The following is a 5,256-nucleotide window of genomic DNA, read 5'->3' as shown; positions in this document are numbered from 1 at the left end:
AAGGCGGATCTGGCGGGGGATTTCAGCAACACCACTGCCCAGGGGTTCCGCACCGCCCTGGAGATCAGCGCCTACTCCCTCACCTCCCTCTGCCGCCTGGCCAAGCCCCTCTTCTCCCAAGGGGCCAGTGTGATCACCCTCACCTACCTGGGGGCCGAGCGGGCCGTGCCCAACTACAACGTCATGGGACTGGCCAAGGCGGCCCTGGAGGCTTCCGTGCGCTACCTGGCGGCCGAGTTGGGGCCTGAGAAACAGGTGCGGGTGAACGCCATCAGCGCCGGCCCCATCCGCACCCTGGCCAGTTCCGCGGTGGGGGGCATTCTGGAGATGATCCACCACGTGGAGGCCAAGGCCCCCTTGCGCCGCACCGTGACCCAGCAGGAGGTGGGCAACACCGCCACGTTCCTGGCCAGCCCCCTGGCCTCCGGTATCAGCGGACAGGTGCTTTACGTGGATGGGGGCTATTGCATTACCGGGCTGTGAGGGCTGTGGCTGTGAACATGTCCGAGAAACCCGGCCCCCATGAACGTCCCCCCGTGGGACCGGCGGCGGCCCTGGCCCAGCGCCTCAGCGACCGGATCCCGGTTTTGGAGACAGCACGGCTGCGGCTGCGGGCTCCCCGCATCACGGACTTCCGGATCTATGCCCGGATCGCCTGCTCCCAACGGGCGCGGTTCATGGGAGGCCCCATGACGCGGGAGGAGGCCTGGGATGATTGCACGCACGTGCAGTGTCTGGCTCTGGCGTGGCCATGGTGCGTGGATCATGGAGGGGAAGGGGGATGGCGTGCCGTTGGGGGTGGTTGTGCTGGGGTTTGAGCCGGGGGATCAGGATCCGGAACTGGGGATTGCCCTCATCCAGGCGGCCGAAGGCCGGGGCCTTGCCCTGGAGGCCGCCCAGGCGGCGCGGGACTATGCCCTCAGGTCACTGGAGCTGCCCCGTCTGGTGAGCTATGTCTCCCTGGACAACATCCGCTCCATTGCCCTGATGGAGAGACTGGGCGCCCAGTCTGAGCCCCACCTGCTCAACGGTAGCCTGGTGTACCGCCACAGGTTGCCCGCGCCGAGAGGGCGCCAGCCCAAAGCCGTGTAGGGGAGCCACTGATGCCAAGCCGCTGCCCGCGCTCTTACTTGGCCACAGCCCCGAACAGCTTGAAAACGTCACGGCAAAAGTGCTGCAGCGCCTGGCTCACGTCCTCCGTGGGCCTGTCCTTCCCCTCCGGCTGCCATGGCCCCAACGTGGCGAGACGCCATTGCTCTCCCCGGAAGCTGATGCCCCGCAGCACCAGACCCAGCAGTTGCCCCTGCTGCCCCGGCGCCGTCTTGAATTGCAGTTGCACCAGCACACTGCGACAGGCCAGCCGTGGGCTCCAGCCAGGGAAGTGAAAGCCCAGGTCAATGGAGTTGGCCTCCTCCCAATGGCGGGTACGCCGGTCATCCCGCCAGGGGCAGAGATCAGCCCGTCCGTCGGGGAACCGTTGACGGAAGGCTGTGGCCACACTGGCAATGGTCCGGGCAAGCTCTGGACAGGTGACCTGATGGGAGGCATTCATGGCAACGGGAGTCCAGGACACAGAGGTGGTTCAACCATAAGGACCAGTTCCCCCGTTGGCGTATCCCCGTGGAGGCTTTGTTGGCTCCAACGCCAGGGATGGGGCTAAAACCGTTGCAACAGATACTTGGCGGACCGGGATCCCCCCGCATAATCCAAAAGTATCCAACACAGTAGGACTGCAAGGGGAAGTTGTTACAATGACACGTTCGGAACAACACACTGCGCCGTCCAGAATTGACCTGCTCAACACGGGCAAGCGTGACCATGGGAGTCGGCCCCACGTTGCCAGAGATCATTCCCCCATGGCCGCCAACGGGGGGCGCTGAGATGATGGTCTCGGGAGGGTGGTCATGGTGACTCGGAGCAGCCGGCAACGCTTCCGGGAACTGCTGCGCAAAATTGGCAGTGGCGAACACACCAGCCGCGGCCTCTCCCGGGAGGAAGCTGCGGAGGCCATGGCGCTGATGCTCAACGGCGACGCCACCCCTGCCCAGATGGGGGCCTTTCTCATTGCCCACCGCATCCGCCGTCCGGAACCCCAGGAGCTGGCAGGCATGCTGGACCACTACAACGCCCATGGTCCTTCTCTCCACAGCCAAGGCCCCCGTCCGCCCATCTGCTTCGGGATGCCCTACGACGGCCGCACCAGGACCGCACCCGTGTTCCCCATCACAGCCCTGGTATTGGCCGCAGGGGGACATCCCGTCATTCTCCATGGGGGGCGCCGCATGCCCATCAAATACGGCATTACCCCCATGGAGTTGCTCCAGGCTGTGGGTATCGACTTTTCCGGTCTCACCATTGCCGGCGTGCAACATTGTCTTGACCAGGAGAACCTGGCCCTCACCCATCAGCCCCTGCACTTCCCCGAGGCCGAGACACTGGTGGAAATTCGCGACGAACTGGGCAAGCGCCCCCCGGTGGCCAGCCTGGAGTTGCTCTGGTCCCCCCACAAGGGGGATCATCTGCTGGTGTCCGGCTTTGTCCATCCCCCAACGGAGAGCCGGGCCTGGGCGACCCTGGCGGAATACGGGGAGCCCAACGTTGTCACCGTCAAGGGATTGGAGGGGAGCACGGATATTCCCACCAGCCGCGCCGGCATCCTTGCCCATGTGCGTGACGGCCAGGCGGAGCGTCAGATCTTCCATCCCCGCGACCATGGTTATTTCGGGGCGGATCTGGCCTGGAGCGGTGAAGAGACCTGGTCCGGAATGGCGGAAGCCGCCTTGGAGGGCCGTGGCCCCTTGTGCCGGGCAGTGGTCTGGAACAGCGGCTCCTACCTCTGGTTTCTGAACCGTGAGCGTTCCTTGCCGGATTGCCTGGCGGCGGCGGCGGAGTTGCTGGCCAGCGGGCAGGTGCGCCGGAAGCGGGACCGCCTCCGCCAGGTGCTGGGGAGCATGGAACCCCAACGGCAACACGCGGCATGTCGATAAACGAGGCGAGCCGCTGCTTTGCCTTTGAAGCGGACTTCATGGGCAGTTGGCGTTGTATCCCCCTCTGTGTGCGCCGCAAGCTGGACTTGGCGGGCATCAAGCTGAAACTACGCCACTGGCTGGCCCTTGATCAGCGGGAGCGTCAACAGTTGGTGGACTGGCTCGACGGGCCAGACGCTCTCCAGGCTTTGGCCACGCATCTCAAGCAGCGCACCGCCGCCATGGCGGATGGTCCCGTCGGGGCCTTGCCCATTCCCCCCGCTCCCCTCTGGCGGCGGCCACAGCCCCCGGAGACCGTGACCGCGGCGCTGCAACCCATGGGGCGCGCCATGGGTGGCGACCAATGGCGGCGGCTGAGTGAACTGGAGCGTTTTGCCCTGTGCAAACTTGCCCGCCCCGGCCATGATCACCACAACTTGGCCCATGCCCTCGCGGAATTCAACCTCCCATGAGGGGGCCTGCCGCACCTTGCCCGGACGCTTCCCGCTCCAGCCAACCCCGCAGCTTGCCGGGGTTCAGCAACCCGGCCGGGTCATAGGCCTGCTTGGCCTGCACCTGGTCCCCGTCCACCACCCCCACCCCCCCGTCCTCCACCGTGATCACATGGGGATTGAAAAGGGTGCAGCCCAGATTCCGGGCTGTCTCCATCACCGCCGCCAGGGGGGCAGCGCCGTTCCAGCGCAGCAGGGGCAAGGCGGCCCAGCGGCTTTCTCCTCCGCTCCGCACCGCCTCCAGATGCCAGGCCATCCCATCCCCCTGCTGACGGTTCAGGGCCTGTAGCACGGCAGCGGGCTCCGGGGGCAGCAGGAGTTGCAGGTAGGTCCAGGCGGGATCGGCGGCGCGGGCATGGAGGGTGGTGTGGTTCCAGGTGAGTTCCCGCAGGGACCCCGCCACGGTCTGGGGGCGCTGCGCCAGCAATTGGGCCTTGTGGCGCCTCAAGTGCGTCTTCACCGTCTCCATGGCCTCCATGGCCACAACGGCAATGAGCCGACCACCACCGCTGTGGGCCGCTCCCCCCAGGGGGCGCACCAGGGCCACAATCCGCTGGTCGTACAAGCTGAGTTCCTTGATGGGCAGCGCCGCCCTGCGCAACTGATCCGCCAGGTCCAGACCCTGCTCCAGGCCGGGCACAGCCACCAGCAGCTCCTGCCAGCGGCGCAGCGGGGCGGTGGGCATGGTCAGGGTCACGATGATGCCGTTGGTGCCGTAGGCATGGTTCAGGGGCGCAGCGGCGGCGCCCATCAGTTGATGGCGGCGGGGCTGGGGCTCCACGGTGACAATCTCCATCCCCAGCACGTTGCCGGGATCCCGAAGGAAGCCCCAACCCATGGAGCCGATCCCCCCGAGCCCCCCGCCACAAAGCCGCCGATGGTGGCCGTGCGGTAGGTGCTGGGCAGAAGGCGTTGCTCAACCCCATGGGGCGCCAGCGCCTCGTCAATGACCACCAGCCGGCAACCCGCTTCGGCGGTGAAGCGGTCCCCGGTGGCGGAACGGAGGGTCCGGAGGCCGGTCATGGCGAGCAATACACCCCCCTGCAGGGGGACGGCCTGGCCGTAATTGCCGGTGCCTGCGCCCCGCATGGTGATGGGCACACGGCGCTGGGCGCAGGCGGCCGCTACCGCCTCCACCTGCTCCACGGTGACGGGACACGCCACCAACTCCGCTTCTGCCGCCGCCAGTTTGGGGGTCAGAACCGGGGAATAGTCGTAGGCGTCACGGCTGAGACGGCGGCGCTCCTCGGGTTTGACCAGCAGCCGCAGACCATCGGCCTGGAGGGGCGTCAACGCCTGGGCCACGGCCGCCACGGCCGCTGGATCATGGCGCCGCGGCCCCACCGAGGGGAAGGGAAAGGCGGCACTGGCGCTGGCGGGTCTCATGGTGCGGGGGGCGTGATGTCTCGCCGGCTCCAACTGCCGTGGAGGCCGTGGGGAACGGCCAGGGGCAAGCGCAGGACCGCTTGCAGTTGCAAGTCCCCAGCGCGGAGGATCACCACGTCACTGGCGCGCCGGGCGCCATTCCACACCAGGGAGAGAATCCAGCCGGCATCCTCGGCGGCATTGTGGGGGTGGGGAACCAGCACCGGCTCACTGACAAATCCCCGGGGCGCCGCACTCCATGTCCAACGCCGGCCCGTGTCCATGTCCAGTTTCTCGATGGCCTGCAGCGGCCCGTTGCCCGTCTCCCGCTGGGCCACGGCCATCCAGACACAGCGGTGGCGGCGTCCCTGACGCCGGGGGTGAACCGTGGCGAACTCGCAACACCGTTCACC

The 5,256-nt window shown here is 67.2% G+C and carries 9 protein-coding genes; 5 read left to right on the top strand and 4 right to left on the bottom strand.

Annotation, left to right across the window (positions count from 1 at the left end):
• The coding region (locus BG35_RS0106065; RefSeq protein ID WP_025782128.1) for an SDR family oxidoreductase at positions 1–483 on the top strand (483 nt) is incomplete at its 5' end.
• A 228-nt stretch (positions 484–711) separates the two neighbouring features.
• Entirely contained in the window at positions 712–1,092 is a 381-nt protein-coding gene (locus BG35_RS13465; RefSeq protein WP_201768414.1) for a GNAT family N-acetyltransferase, read from the top strand.
• A 34-nt stretch (positions 1,093–1,126) separates the two neighbouring features.
• On the opposite strand, the gene BG35_RS0106055 is transcribed toward BG35_RS13465, so the two are convergent.
• A complete protein-coding gene (locus tag BG35_RS0106055) occupies positions 1,127–1,552 on the bottom strand; it encodes a Tery_1686 family protein (RefSeq protein WP_025782127.1) in 426 nt (141 codons plus the stop codon).
• A 199-nt stretch (positions 1,553–1,751) separates the two neighbouring features.
• Here BG35_RS0106055 and BG35_RS13805 point away from each other — a divergent pair, with 199 nt between their 5' ends.
• Genes BG35_RS13805 through BG35_RS0106045 form a run of 3 tightly spaced genes read left to right on the top strand, consistent with a single transcriptional unit; the run spans position 1,752 to position 3,439 of the window.
• The gene (locus BG35_RS13805; protein ID WP_269087825.1) at positions 1,752–1,880 is read left to right on the top strand and encodes a hypothetical protein; all 129 of its coding nucleotides are present in this window, start codon (positions 1,752–1,754) and stop codon (positions 1,878–1,880) included.
• 24 nt (positions 1,881–1,904) lie between these two features.
• The gene (locus BG35_RS0106050; protein WP_051506174.1) at positions 1,905–2,987 is read left to right on the top strand and encodes an anthranilate phosphoribosyltransferase family protein; all 1,083 of its coding nucleotides are present in this window, start codon (positions 1,905–1,907) and stop codon (positions 2,985–2,987) included.
• Complete coding sequence (locus BG35_RS0106045; protein ID WP_025782125.1) at positions 2,978–3,439, top strand: nitrate reductase associated protein; 462 nt, start codon at positions 2,978–2,980, stop codon at positions 3,437–3,439. Before BG35_RS0106050 ends, BG35_RS0106045 begins: the two co-directional genes overlap by 10 nt.
• Here BG35_RS0106045 and BG35_RS13670 read toward each other — a convergent pair.
• The 3 genes from BG35_RS13670 to BG35_RS10605 form a co-directional block, all read right to left on the bottom strand.
• The gene (locus BG35_RS13670; protein ID WP_236619808.1) at positions 3,426–4,316 is read right to left on the bottom strand and encodes an FAD-binding oxidoreductase; all 891 of its coding nucleotides are present in this window, start codon (positions 4,314–4,316) and stop codon (positions 3,426–3,428) included. The two genes, BG35_RS0106045 and BG35_RS13670, sit on opposite strands and share 14 nt — an antisense overlap.
• On the bottom strand, positions 4,229–4,864 hold the full coding sequence (locus tag BG35_RS13665; RefSeq protein ID WP_236619807.1) for an FAD-binding oxidoreductase: 636 nt from the start codon (positions 4,862–4,864) through the stop codon (positions 4,229–4,231). Before BG35_RS13665 ends, BG35_RS13670 begins: the two co-directional genes overlap by 88 nt.
• Positions 4,861–5,256 (bottom strand): carotenoid oxygenase family protein (locus tag BG35_RS10605; RefSeq protein ID WP_034417430.1); only part of this gene is annotated, 396 nt, incomplete at its 5' end. The genes BG35_RS13665 and BG35_RS10605, both read right to left, overlap by 4 nt.

The sequence above is a fragment of the Candidatus Synechococcus spongiarum SH4 genome (assembly GCF_000586015.1).
GTDB classification, from domain to species: domain Bacteria; phylum Cyanobacteriota; class Cyanobacteriia; order PCC-6307; family Cyanobiaceae; genus Synechococcus_B; species Synechococcus_B spongiarum_F.
The sequence above is the reverse complement of the archived record's forward strand: the minus strand, read 5'-3'. Positions and strand labels throughout refer to the sequence as shown.